Raw genomic sequence first — 13572 nt, forward strand, 5'->3', positions numbered from 1 at the left:
TCAAGGTGAAGTTAAATAAATCGCTACTCAATAGGCGAGAATTTTTATTAATTATTACTTTATATACATTTGTATTTGCGCTGTTTATTCCTGAAGAAACGAGTGTTTTACAGATGTATTATCAATTAATCATGTCCCAAACTAATTTACTAACAGATTTTATTGAAATAGCTGGTTTTAGAGCAACTTTCTTTAATGTGGGTCTTCATAGTCTCGTTATTTACTTGCTTTTATTGTGGAAGGGTCAGCGTTATCTAACCAGTTTTGAATTAGGTGTAACAGGACTATTTGTAGGACATGCTTTTTTTGGAACTCATATCATTAATATTCTGCCAATTATTTTAGGGACGATGTATTACTATTATATTATGAATCATGAAAAAGAGTATCGCTTGGTAAGTATTCTAGCGACTGCTAATGCACCCTTGGTTAGTTCAATTTATTTGGATAGTGTATTTGGTCCTTATCGTTGGCTTTTAGCGATGGCGGTAGGATTTGTTATTGGAGGTATTTCAGTTAAAATTGCCAACCAATTTGTCCAATTCCATAAAGGATATACGCTATATAATTTTGGGTTTACCATGGGTGTCATCGCCATGTTTATTAGTTTTGTATTCCCTTATTTCGATATGAATGTGGAAATTAATTTGTTTCAAGATAATGAGTATGCGATCAATTATTTTGAATTTTACTTTTGGGGTTGGCTAATCCTTTTAGCAATCATTGGGTTATATCGTCAAAAGGTTCAGTTTAAAGAATTATGGTCTTTTATTAAAATAAAAGGGAATTTTTACCATGATCAATTTCGATATTTTAGAACCTCTACCTTAACACTTAATATGTTAATTAATGGTATTGTATTCTATATGTTACTTAAGTTGATAAATGTCTCTTTAAATGGCCCAATAATCGGTGCAATGTTAACGGTTATTTTATTTGGTGCTGTTGGAAAAACAATATTAAATTCATTGCCGATTAGTTTAGGTATCATTTTCTCTGTTTATATTTCCGGTAGTTCATTTAATAGTACCTATATTGTATTAGCGCTACTATTTAGTACTGGATTAGCACCGATTTCGGCTCGTTTTGGACCATTATGGGGCTTTGTTGCCGGGGTACTCCATTTCCACATGGTCGAAATTAGTGGACAACTTCATCTAGGGATGAATATTTATAATAATGGATTTGCGAGTGGTTTTGTAGCAGCGATTGTCATTCCTATTATTGAATTAATTGGCGAGTGGAAAGACTCTATATTAAATCCATCGTAAATATGAGTTCAATCATATAATTATCAAGGAATACTTCTTTGGTTAAGAGTCAAGAATTAATGTAAAAACATGGCTTGGATGAGACGAAAGTGTCTTTCCAATCCATGTTTATTTTTTAGTAGTGTGCTAAGGATGGGCGTTATTGGGCGGTTGAAGTCTGCAATTAATGATGTTGGTTATCCTTTATAGCTTTAATATTGCGAATAATCGTATGAGCTTCAGGGGATGTTAAATAGTCAAAAGTGGTACTAGGCACTGATTTTTTTACAAAATCCCAGTCATCCTCTTTAATGGCCGTTCTAACTTTTGAAGCACTGATTGCTTGATTAGATTCATCTTGTTTACGTTCAATAACCGTTAATCGAAGAGGGGAGTCTTGAAAAACATTTCTCATCATTTGGTTGTAAATGTTTGTCATTTGACTATATGGCTCTTCACCCACAAAGCGATCGGTAATACCTAAGTGTTGGGCGATTTTCATAAAGATGCTTGCATCGACCACCGCTTGGCTTTCAATGACACTTTGTTCATCTTTTTGGAAATAGCCTGGAAAGGTTGCTTGGCTAATAATATAATGCCCAGTTGGTACAATCATCACATTCGGTAGGTATGCTATCCCTTTTTCTACTAAGTTTTTTCTAACAGCGTAGGGAAAAACACTCGCATCTTCCTCAAGTAAAAATAGATACACCCAATCAAATTTAGCCGCAACCGTTTCAACTAAATATTGGTGTCCCAAAGTAAATGGATTACAATTCATGACGAGAGCCGCTTTCGTGCCAGAATCTTTTTTAAATGGGTTGAGTGAGTTTAAATAGTGATCAAATCCTTTTGGTTTATTTTCTAAAAAAGTAATACCATTTTCAGTTTGCACCAGTTTATAAAATCCTAGTTGTTCAAAAAAATGCGCAGAGTCATTTTTAGTGTAGACAAAAAGATGAAAAACATCTTGGTAATAAAGCTGATGAATTAAATGGGTAATAATTTGATTCATCAACCCTTCACCTTGATAGCGATCATCAATTGCTAAGCAACGTAAAGTGTTGCGATAATAACTACCAGTCGCAATCATCTCATCTTTATCATTAAAAATGGCACAACTATAGTCAATATTTTGATCGAGACGTATACCTTGTTGATTTAATAATGTTACCATTTTATCTTTTTGCTCTTTTGTATATAAAGTGGTTACTTCATAATGCATCGTCATCATCCTTTCAATATTAGATATCAGCGTATTGATTATCTTTATCTTATCAAAAATTTGTAAGGAAGCGTATTATTTATGATAGAAATACGATAAAAAAACACGATATCTAATTATATTTTGAAAGTTGAGAAAATATTTATTCAATGAGATACTAGAATTACTAACAATGTATAAAGAGGAGTGACGATCATCGAGACGATTTACTTGGCCGGAGGCTGTTTATGGGGCATACAATACTTTTTTAAAGAAATGACAGGGATTCATCATGTGGAAGCTGGTCGAGCTAATGGAACTACAAATTCTCTAGAGGGGCCTTATGATGGCTACGCTGAATGTGTTAAGATTGATTATGACCCAGAAAAAATTTCTTTGACCCAATTATTGGATTATTTATTTGAAATTATCGACCCTTATAGTTTAAATCAACAAGGATTTGATAAGGGTGAAAAATATCGTACTGGCATCTACAGTCAAAAAACAGAACCTTTAATAGTTGCCCGGCAATATATCGATGCACGTGATGATGCGAAAAAAATCAGAGTCGAAGTGAAACCCTTGACAAATTATATCGCCAGCGCTTTGATACATCAAAATCACTTAGATATTTATCCCGAAGATCGTTATTTGTGTCATTTACCAACAGCTGTTTTGAACTGGTATCGGAAAACGCAACCGGTTCAAGATTGAAAAATTTATTCGTGCTATTAACACCAAGCCAATCTAAATAGCAATAATTCAAAACTAAACATGATGTTAATCTAAGCACAAACTAGAAGGGGATAGGCAAACAAAGCAAAATTTATTTGATTTTCTACTTCTATTCCACTCCCTTTCTTTATTTTTCTTGCAAAGATTGATAAAATAGAGAGAATGAAAAAATTAGAAAGAGGAACATAATGAAAATACTGTTCATAGGTGATGTTGTAGGTAAAAAAGGGCAAGCAGCTTTAAAGGAGTTTTTACCGGAGTTAAAACAAACGCATCGTCCGCAAGTGACAATTGTTAATGGCGAAAATATCTCAGACGGAAGAGGGATTTCAGAAAAATTATACAAATGGTTATTAACGATGGGCGCTAATGTCGTGACTTTAGGTAATCATGCTTGGGATAATTATGAAATTTACCAATTTATTGAAAAAGCCCAATGTTTAGTTCGACCCATTAATTTACCAAAAGGCACTCCAGGACAAGGAATTACTTATCTTAAAGTAAATCAACAAAAATTAGCGGTTATAAATGTTTTGGGAAGTGTTTTTATGAATGCTTGCATTGAACCATTTACTTATTTACCAGAAATAATCGATGAAGTGCGTAAAGAAACCCCCTTTATTTTTATTGATTTTCATGCAGAGGCTACCAGTGAGAAACAAGCCTTAGGTTATTTACTCGATGGAAAAGTTTCAGCTATCGTTGGTACCCATACTCATGTACAAACTAATGATGCGCGCATTTTACCTAAAGGGACAGCCTATCAAACGGATGTTGGCATGACCGGGACATTAGATAGTGTGATTGGCTTTAATCATCAACAAGTCATTCAAAAGTTTTCTACTCATTTACCGATGCGTTTAGAACAATCAGAGACAAATGAATTATTATTAAGTGGCTGTGTAATTGAGTTGGATAACCAAACAGGTTCGGCCTTGAGTATTGAACCGATTTATATGACAAACCAAAAACGATTTAAAACACGTAAGTATCGTCATGTATAACTAGATAGAAAGGAGAAATCGTATGGCAAAACAATCAGCCCAAACCCCAATGATGCAACAGTATAATGATTTAAAAGCTCAATATCCTGATGCGTTCTTATTTTTTAGATTAGGCGATTTCTACGAACTATTTAATGAAGATGCCATTGAAGCTTCAAAAATATTAGAAATCACCTTAACTTCACGTAATAAAAATGCAGATAATCCAATTCCTATGTGTGGGGTGCCACATCATTCTTCAAAAGATTATATTCGAAAATTAGTGGAAGAAGGTCACAAAGTTGCGATTTGTGAACAACTAGAAGATCCTAAATTAACAAAAGGGATGGTCAAACGCGATGTGATTCGTGTGGTGACACCCGGAACGATTCTCGAAGATGAAGCTTTGGTTGGAAAAGAAAATAATTATTTAGCTTCATTTGTTTACGAAGCAGGCCAATATTATATCGCTTATGTAGATGTGTCAACAGGTGAAATTCGACTTACGACGACGGCTAATCAAGATTTATTTATTAACGAATTAAGAGCTATTGAAGCGAGTGAGATTGTTTTAAGTCCATCATTAGACGACTATTTTAAAACTCAATTAAAACAACAAGTTACCAGTTATTTCACTGAATTTAGTCCTACTGAAGCTTTAGCCGTTAAACCTTGGACCTTAAAAGATGCGACTCCCGCTGAAGAGAAAGTATTAACCTTTTTATTCCAATATTTAATGAGTGTTCAAAAACAACTGAATGACTTTGTGCAACCCGTTGAACGATATGAAATTAGTGATTTTTTACAAATGAATCATTATACGAAATCGCAATTAGAGTTAACCAAATCATTGCGTACCCAACGTAAAAAAGGGAGTTTATTATGGTTGTTAGATAAAACCAAAACAGCGATGGGGGGACGACTTTTACAACGTTGGTTAGATAAACCTTTACTCAGTCAGTCAGCCCTTGAAGTTCGTCATCAAAAAGTTGAAATATTAAAAAATGCTTATTTTGAACGCTTAGAATTAGTCGATTACTTAGCAAATGTTTATGACTTAGAACGTTTAGTGACGAAAATTAGTATGGGACACGCCAATGCCCGTGATTTGGATCAATTACGGTACTCTTTAAGTCAAATAGGTCCCATTAATCAAGTGCTATCGGTCATTCAACAATCTTTAACCGTACCAGTCTTTGATTTGTTACCTTCATTTGATGAATTGTATACTTTAATTGATTCTCAATTAGTGGAAGAACCTCCGATTTCGGTTACCGAAGGTGAGCTGATTCGTGACCAAGTGAGTCAAGATTTAGATCGCTTTAGAGATGCTTTAACGAATGGTCATCAGTGGTTAGCGGAATTACAACAGCGTGAACGTGAAAAAACAGGGCTCAAAACATTAAAAGTGGGATTTAATAAAGTCTTTGGCTATTATATTGAAATTAGTCGTCTACAAGCCGCTCAATTAAATGATGAGCGTTATGAGCGTAAACAAACTTTAGCGAATAATGAACGGTTCATCACCGAAGAACTGAAAGAATTGGAAACGACTATTTTAACAGCTCAAGAAAAATCGGTTAACTTAGAGTATCAACTGTTTACTCAATTGCGAAAAGATGTTTTACCTTATATTCCCGGCTTACAAGCATTAGCGCATCAAATTGCGGCTTTAGATGTATTGGCGAACTTTGCGGCACTAAGCGAAGAGGAAAATTATGTGCGAGCAACCATTAGTCAAGAAGAGGGTTATTTTAAATTAACGGATAGTCGTCATCCCGTAGTAGAGCATTTAATTGGCCAATCGAAATTTATTCCGAATGATCTATTGATTACGAATGATCAAAAAATGTTACTATTAACTGGTCCGAATATGTCTGGTAAATCAACTTATATGCGACAAGTAGCTTATTGTGTGATATTGAACCAAATTGGTTGTTTTGTCCCTGCTAAAGCAGCAACACTCCCAATGGTCGATAAAATCTTCACGCGAATTGGGAGTTCTGATGATATTTCTACCGGTCAAAGTACCTTTATGGTAGAAATGATGGAAACAAATACCGCGATTCGGGGCGCAACGGCCAATAGTTTGTTATTATTTGATGAGTTAGGTCGGGGAACGGCTACTTATGATGGTATGGCGCTTGCTGAAGCGATTATTGATTATATTGCCAATGAAGTGCAAGCAGCAACCATTTTCTCAACGCATTATCATGAATTAACCACATTAGTAGAAAGATTATCTGTTTTAAAAAACATCCATGTTGGTGCGATTGAGCAAGATGGTAAAGTGGTGTTCCTCCATAAAATTTTAGATGGTCCTGCCGATAAAAGTTATGGTATTCACGTCGCCCAGTTAGCGGGTTTACCTGATTCCTTAATACTACAGAGTAGGGAAGTGTTAACCCAATTAGAACAACAAGCGCCGACCAGAACCAATGCTGATGCTATCCCTTTATTTGATGAACGGATTTTTGATGCAACTACACCTTCAAATAATTCAGAAAACACCGCAGTCATAGATGAATTAAAACAACTTGATCTTAATCAAATGACACCCATTGAAGCCTTAACGACTTTAATGCAATTACAAAATAAAATAAAATAGTTATAGAATTACATTTGTTAGGAGGGATAAGCGATGGGAATCATACGACAAATGCCTGAGCAATTAGCTAACCAAATCGCTGCGGGTGAAGTTGTCGAAAGACCAGCATCCGTCGTGAAAGAATTAGTCGAAAATGCTATTGACGCTAAAAGTACTAAAATATTGATTGAATTAAAAGAAGCGGGCATTCAACTTATTAGAATTAGTGATGATGGGATTGGAATGGAACAGTCAGACTTACTCATGTCGGTCTTACCGCATGCTACTAGTAAAATCTATGATGTCCACGATTTATTCCAAATACAGTCTTTAGGTTTTCGTGGTGAGGCGCTTGCTAGTATTGCGTCTGTCAGTAAAATGACCATTGAATCAACCGTTAATCAAATGACCGGCACTCCGGCTAATCAAGGTTATTTCATCAAAGTTCATGGCTCTGAAATCGTTGAAGAAGGGGTCACCGCACCTCGTCCGGGTACCGTCATGACCGTTGAAAGTTTGTTTTATAATACACCGGCCCGTTTAAAACATTTGAGTAGTTTAAAAACTGAAATTCGTCATATTTTAAATTTTGTGCAACAAATTGCTTTAGCATACCCCATGATTCGCTTTACTTTAATTAATGATGGCAGTCAGATTTTTAGCTCTTATGGAACAGGTGATTTAAGACAGGCGATTGCGAATGTCTATCAACCTTCAATCGCGCGTCAACTGATCCCCATAGCAGCTGAAGATGAAGACTTTATTATTAGTGGTTATGTATCGCCACCTCAATTAACGCGGACCTCTAAGTATTATATTCATTGGTTAATCAATGGACGCGTTATTCAAAGTTATCCCTTAACCCAAATGTTATTAAAAGCATATGGTCGACAATTAATGATTGGACGGTACCCAATTGCGATTATCAATATTGAATTAGATCCTCAATTAGTCGATGTTAATGTGCATCCTACCAAGCAAACGGTTCGCTTAAGTAAAGAAACCGAATTAGGTGCTTTATTAACCCAAGCTGTCAATGATGTGCTTGAAGAGGTTAACCCAGTACCACAATTACAAGTAGAGGATGTACCAGGGTTTAAAACAACACGTACAAAAGAGAAAATTCAGTATGAAGATTTGCCTTTTGATTTAACCGCTCGTCCAACAGTAAAAGATTCTCAATTGGATTCAAATCTATCGGTAGCCCCATCACAATCAAATCATGATGAAAATAAAGAGAAATATGGTAAAATTGATGAGTCAACAGAACACTACGATAATGAGCGAAATGAACATCATCATCCTATTGAAAGATCCGAAACATCTAGGTCTAATCCAGAAGATCGTCGTGACCTTTCGTCTCTGGAAGATTATGACCCATCTTCACAGGAGTTGAGCAATCATCAGTCAACGTTATCAGCTAGTAATAATCCAGATTTTAAAGCTAAACAATCATCGTTAGCACCGACTTGGGATACCCAAAAGGTTCCTTTTTATGATTTAAGATATGTCGGCCAAATTCATGGAACCTATTTAATTGCTGAAAGCGAAGAAGGGTTTTATTTAATTGATCAACACGCGGCGCAAGAGAAAATACGGTATGAACGTTTGATGAAAAACGAACCGACTGAATTTGATCAACAACATTTATTATTACCGTTTGTTTTTCATTTTTCTCCAGCGGAAGCTGCAGTGGTGGAATCCTTGCTTGAGCGTTTTGAGGCATTAGGCTTAAGCTTATCTTCATTCGGACCTAATACTTATCAATTAGAAAGTTATCCCAATTGGTTAAATGAAGATCAAGTAGAAAAGACCGTTCATGATTTAGTCACTTTATTAGATGAAGAACCTAATTTAACGGTGAATCAATTATTAGAAAAATCGATTATTATGCAAAGTTGTCGCGGAGCGATTAAAGCTAATCATTACTTGAGCGAAGTTCAAGCACAAGCTTTAATTCGTGAGATGGCGGACTTGGAAGATCCCTATCATTGTCCTCATGGCAGACCGGTTTTTGTTGAATTTAATCAAACGACATTAGAAAAATTATTTAAGCGTATTATGGATGCTCATGAGAGTGGCCATCGTGCTTAAAGGAGGAAATAAAATGGCAAAAAAAGAATTTGAAGAAAGATTAAATGAATTAACGGAGTTACAATATAAAGTAACACAAGAAAATGCAACCGAAAGACCTTTTACGGGTGAATACGATGATTTCTACGAAAAAGGAATTTATGTGGACATCGTTAGCGGGGAACCATTATTCTCAAGCACCGATAAGTATGATGCGGGGTGTGGTTGGCCATCATTTTCACGTCCAATTCAAGAAGCAATGTTAACCGAGCATGTTGACAATACCTTAGCACGTACTCGTACAGAAGTGAGAAGTTCGAATGCAGATTCGCATTTAGGTCATGTATTTGAAGATGGGCCTCAAGAATTAGGTGGTTTACGTTACTGTATTAATTCAGCAGCATTACGTTTTGTACCATTAGCCGAAATGGAAGCAGAAGGCTATGCTGACTATATTCAATATGTGGAGTAGGATTAAATGTATGAATATTTCATTGGGAAGCTGACACACATCGCTCCCACTTATTTAGTGATTGAAGTCAATCAAATTGGATACCGTGTGCTAGCACCGAATCCTTTTAAATATGCTTCAAAACAAGATCAAGAAATTAAAATTTATGTGGAACAAGTTGTTAGAGAAGATGCCCATACATTGTATGGTTTTAATGATCAAGAGGAAAAAGCTTTATTCTTAACTTTAAATAAAGTATCTGGTATCGGACCAAAGAGTGCCTTGTCGATTTTAGCAGCAGATGATCATCAAGGATTAGTGCAAGCCATCGAATCAGGAGACAGCAATTATTTAACTAAGTTTCCCGGAGTCGGCAAAAAAACTGCTCAACAAATTATTTTAGATCTTAAAGGTAAATTGGGTGATTTATTGGATCATCGTGTGCCAACGCCTTCGGCTGCCGAAACGAAGGTGGCAGGTACCAATACGCAATTAATAACGGAAGTAACTGAAGCATTAGCTGGTTTAGGTTACTCTCAACGCGAAATTAAGCGTATTGAAAAACCATTAGCACAAGCACAATGTCAAACGACACAAGAAGCGTTAAGTTTAGCATTTAAATTATTATTAAATAAATAGAAAGGGAGCGCCTGTATGGAAGAAGAACGCTTAGTCTCTGGCGAAAAATTAGCTGAAGACAGTCAAAATTTTAGTTTACGACCTCAATATTTACATGAGTATATTGGGCAATCACAATTAAAAGAAGAATTAGCTATTTATATTCAAGCGGCCAAACAACGTCAAGAAGCCTTAGACCATGTCCTCCTTTATGGGCCTCCTGGACTAGGTAAAACGACCATGGCAATGGTCATTGCCAATGAATTAAATGTGGGAATTAAAACGACTAGCGGCCCGGCGATTGAACGACCGGGGGATTTATTAGCATTACTGAATGAATTAAATCCAGGAGATGTTTTATTCATTGATGAAATCCATCGGATGCCAAGATTAATTGAAGAAGTTCTTTATTCGGCAATGGAAGATTATTATGTCGATATTATCATTGGACAAGGTACAACTGCCCATCCGGTTCATTTTGAATTACCACCCTTTACTCTCATTGGGGCGACCACTCGGGCAGGGATGCTGACACAGCCTTTACGTGATCGTTTTGGCATCATTGCCCATATGCGCTATTATGAAACGGAAGAACTCAATTTAATTGTTAACCGTAATGCTGAAGTCTTTAATACCAAGATTGCGCCTGACGGTGCATTGGAAATTGCGTTAAGAAGTCGAGGCACACCACGTATCGCCAATCGCATTTTAAAACGAGTGCGTGACTTTGCGCAAGTTGAAGGGGACGGTCGTATTACCAAAGAGCTAACTCAAAGAGCGCTAAAAGTCTTAGCCATCGATGATAAAGGATTGGATCCAATTGACCGTAAATTATTGAGAACTTTAATCGAAGAATACAAGGGTGGCCCTGTCGGAATTGGGACGCTCGCCATCAATATTAGTGAAGACAGTGAAACAGTCGAAGATATGTATGAACCTTTCTTGTTACAAAATGGGTTTATTAGACGCACGCCAAGAGGTCGTGTCGCAACCGAATTAGCTTATACTCATTTAGGCTATCCATATTTACTAGAAAACGAGGATTATTAATTAATGTTAACTACAAAAGATTTTGATTATGAATTACCAGAAGAATTAATCGCCCAAACCCCCTTGAGTGATCGCAGTTCTTCTAGGTTATTGGTATTAGACCGTGAAACAGATGAACTAACAGACACTCATTTTACTGAGATTATTGATTATTTAAATCCCGGTGATGCTTTAGTCGTTAATGAAACACGTGTTATTCCGGCTCGTATCTTTGGTGTAAAACCAGATACTGGTGGACATTTAGAAGTATTATTACTGAATAATACAGAAGGTAATCATTGGGAATGTTTAATTAAGCCAGCTAGAAGAGCGAAAGTGGGGACCGAAATTCATTTTGGTGACAATGCACAATTAAAAGCGACGGTTACCAAAGAATTAACCCATGGTGGTCGCATGATAGAATTTCATTATGAAGGAGTTTTTCTAGAATTATTAGAAACCCTAGGTCAAATGCCATTACCACCGTACATAAAAGAACGCTTAGATGATCCTGATCGTTATCAAACAGTTTATGCCAAAGAAAATGGTTCAGCTGCTGCCCCAACAGCAGGGCTTCACTTTACTCCGGAATTACTGGAGAAAGTAAAAGCCAAGGGAATTGAAATTATTCCATTGGTGCTTCATGTTGGATTAGGAACGTTTCGTCCTGTTTCGACCGATAAAATTGAAGAACATGAAATGCATGCCGAATACTATATGTTAAGCGAAGATTCAGCGGCTAAAATTCGTCAAGTAAAAGCGAATGGTGGCAAAATTACCGCTGTCGGAACGACGAGTGTGAGAACTTTAGAAACGATTGCCTCAGAACATAATGGCGAAATCGTCGCAAGTTCTGGCTGGACTTCCATTTTTATCTCACCAGGTTATCAATTTAAAGTGGTGGACCATTTAATCACGAATTTCCACTTACCACAATCAACTTTAGTGATGTTAGTGAGTGCTTTTTATGATCGTGAAAAAATCTTAAAAGCCTACGAACATGCAGTAGTTGAGAAATATCGTTTCTTTAGTTTTGGCGACGCAATGTTTATTAAATAATGCCGTCATCATTTGGCTCGAGTAAGTTGAAGCTAAATGGCGTAAGATAATGCTGTTGAAATCAATTTTTACGCAAATTTTTAACGAAGTATATGTCAAGTAAGCTATGTTAAACGTCATAATTAAATAAAAAATAAGCTTTTTAACTGGATTCTAACGCATCAAGTAGAATTCAGCTAGAAAGCTTTTTTGTTGGGAGTAGACCAGAAGTAGAAAATTGAATAATTTTCGCTTCGTTTGTTCACCCCCGTAAAGTTGAGTGGCCTCAAACAAGTCGATAGACGCAGTTTGAGGCCACTCAACCACTGCGTTGTTAATTATCGAGCACTCACTCAATTGAATTTATCAAATTGATGCCAAACCCCATTAAGACGCATTTTGATACCACTCAACAACTGCGCATTGACTTGAATAGATATGCCTGAACAGAATTATAAAAATTTGCATAGCCTCATTAAATCATGAAATAGACAATCGCAATATAATGAGCCAGTGAAGCTAGAATAATAAAGAAATGCCAAATCATATGGAAGTATGGTTTTTTCTTAGCATAGAAGAGGGCACCAATCGTATAAAGCAGACCCCCTAATACCATTAAAGCTAGAAAGATGGCGCTCGTATGTTTAATCACATCCGGTAATATAAAAACGACCAACCATCCCATTATTAAGTAAAGGAATAAGGAAAACTTTTCATTGACTTTTTTAGCGAAGATTTTGTATAAAATACCAAAAATGGTGATGCCCCATTGTAAAACGATAATCGCGATGCCTAACCAGCCACCAATTAACGAAAGTGCAACCGGGGTATAACTACCCGCAATCGCAATAAAAATCATACTATGATCGATGATGCGCATGACATATTTATGAGGTGAACCGTAACTCATTGAATGATAAATGGTAGAAGCTAAGAACATTAAAAATAAACTGATTGTAAAAATAGACATCCCCACAATGGCCGTGATGTCATAATGGATATAAGCATAAATTGCGGTTATCGGTAAGAGGATTAACACGGCTAAAGCCGCTACACCATGCGAAACACTATTACCAATTTCTTCACCAAATGATAGTTGAATACTGGGTTTAAATCGTGTCATGTTCATTATTTTTTTCTCCTTTATAGTCTGCAATAAGAGCTTGTGTTTGATAATATAAGATAACTGTTTGACAAGCTGATTGAATAATTACTGGGACTTCGATTTCATTGTTTTGATCTTTAGCTAAACATTTGACAAAACCATTATACAATGTTTCCGAATCATAATCTTCACTTAACATCTTCAGTGTTTGACTGATATGTTGAATCGGAAATACATTTTTAAGGAAAGTTATCGCAATCAGTCTAGCGACTTGGCTTTTACGGTATTTTTTCTTAATTGGCTTTTCAATATGATGATGTTTGACATAATTATTAATCATTGAAGCTGTTAAACCTTTTTCTTCCGACAATGTGGGTTCCACTATCAAGTCATTGATTAAAATTAAAACTTGGTCTAAATATAAATCTAAATCAGGCAATTGATGCCAATACGGTAACTTTATCATATAAAATAGCCACCCCCTTACATCTAGTCTTTA

At 36.1% G+C, this 13572-nt stretch carries 12 protein-coding genes; 9 read left to right on the forward strand and 3 right to left on the reverse strand.

The window, feature by feature from the left end; genetic code table 11:
* The first annotated feature begins 5 nt into the window (after positions 1-5).
* A complete protein-coding gene (locus CYJ72_RS00530; RefSeq protein WP_284630091.1) occupies positions 6-1271 on the forward strand; it encodes a DUF1576 domain-containing protein in 1266 nt (421 codons plus the stop codon).
* A gap of 163 nt (positions 1272-1434) precedes the next feature.
* Here the strand turns inward: CYJ72_RS00530 and citC are convergent, their stop codons facing one another.
* The gene (gene citC, locus CYJ72_RS00535; RefSeq protein WP_101812984.1) at positions 1435-2475 is read right to left on the reverse strand and encodes a [citrate (pro-3S)-lyase] ligase; all 1041 of its coding nucleotides are present in this window, start codon (positions 2473-2475) and stop codon (positions 1435-1437) included.
* Positions 2476-2661: 186 nt separating this feature from the next.
* Here citC and CYJ72_RS00540 point away from each other — a divergent pair, with 186 nt between their 5' ends.
* The 8 genes from CYJ72_RS00540 (at position 2662) to queA (ending at position 11989) form a co-directional block, all read left to right on the forward strand.
* Entirely contained in the window at positions 2662-3168 is a 507-nt protein-coding gene (locus CYJ72_RS00540) for a peptide-methionine (S)-S-oxide reductase (protein ID WP_217994616.1), read from the forward strand.
* A 209-nt stretch (positions 3169-3377) separates the two neighbouring features.
* The gene (locus CYJ72_RS00545) at positions 3378-4193 is read left to right on the forward strand and encodes a TIGR00282 family metallophosphoesterase (RefSeq protein ID WP_066123369.1); all 816 of its coding nucleotides are present in this window, start codon (positions 3378-3380) and stop codon (positions 4191-4193) included.
* A 22-nt stretch (positions 4194-4215) separates the two neighbouring features.
* Positions 4216-6780, forward strand: coding sequence for a DNA mismatch repair protein MutS (gene mutS, locus CYJ72_RS00550; protein ID WP_101812983.1), 2565 nt, complete (start codon positions 4216-4218; stop codon positions 6778-6780).
* Positions 6781-6813: 33 nt separating this feature from the next.
* On the forward strand, positions 6814-8853 hold the full coding sequence (mutL, locus tag CYJ72_RS00555) for a DNA mismatch repair endonuclease MutL (protein ID WP_101812982.1): 2040 nt from the start codon (positions 6814-6816) through the stop codon (positions 8851-8853).
* Between the two features lie 13 nt (positions 8854-8866).
* A complete protein-coding gene (gene msrB / locus CYJ72_RS00560) occupies positions 8867-9304 on the forward strand; it encodes a peptide-methionine (R)-S-oxide reductase MsrB (RefSeq protein ID WP_101812981.1) in 438 nt (145 codons plus the stop codon).
* Positions 9305-9310: 6 nt separating this feature from the next.
* Positions 9311-9922 (forward strand): Holliday junction branch migration protein RuvA, encoded by a 612-nt coding sequence (gene ruvA / locus CYJ72_RS00565; protein WP_284630103.1) that lies wholly within the window; start codon positions 9311-9313, stop codon positions 9920-9922.
* 15 nt (positions 9923-9937) lie between these two features.
* Complete coding sequence (gene ruvB / locus CYJ72_RS00570) at positions 9938-10951, forward strand: Holliday junction branch migration DNA helicase RuvB (protein WP_066123355.1); 1014 nt, start codon at positions 9938-9940, stop codon at positions 10949-10951.
* 3 nt (positions 10952-10954) lie between these two features.
* Complete coding sequence (queA, locus tag CYJ72_RS00575; protein ID WP_066123351.1) at positions 10955-11989, forward strand: tRNA preQ1(34) S-adenosylmethionine ribosyltransferase-isomerase QueA; 1035 nt, start codon at positions 10955-10957, stop codon at positions 11987-11989.
* 454 nt (positions 11990-12443) lie between these two features.
* Here queA and trhA read toward each other — a convergent pair whose 3' ends face one another.
* The gene (gene trhA / locus CYJ72_RS00580) at positions 12444-13097 is read right to left on the reverse strand and encodes a PAQR family membrane homeostasis protein TrhA (protein WP_284630107.1); all 654 of its coding nucleotides are present in this window, start codon (positions 13095-13097) and stop codon (positions 12444-12446) included.
* Positions 13078-13539, reverse strand: a complete 462-nt coding sequence (locus tag CYJ72_RS00585) for a DUF1836 domain-containing protein (RefSeq protein ID WP_284630108.1) — start codon at positions 13537-13539, stop codon at positions 13078-13080. The genes trhA and CYJ72_RS00585 overlap by 20 nt, the downstream gene beginning before the upstream one ends.
* Positions 13540-13572: the final 33 nt, after the last annotated feature.

Origin of the sequence: Globicatella sanguinis, from assembly GCF_002847845.2 — a bacterium.
Taxonomy (GTDB): domain Bacteria; phylum Bacillota; class Bacilli; order Lactobacillales; family Aerococcaceae; genus Globicatella; species Globicatella sanguinis.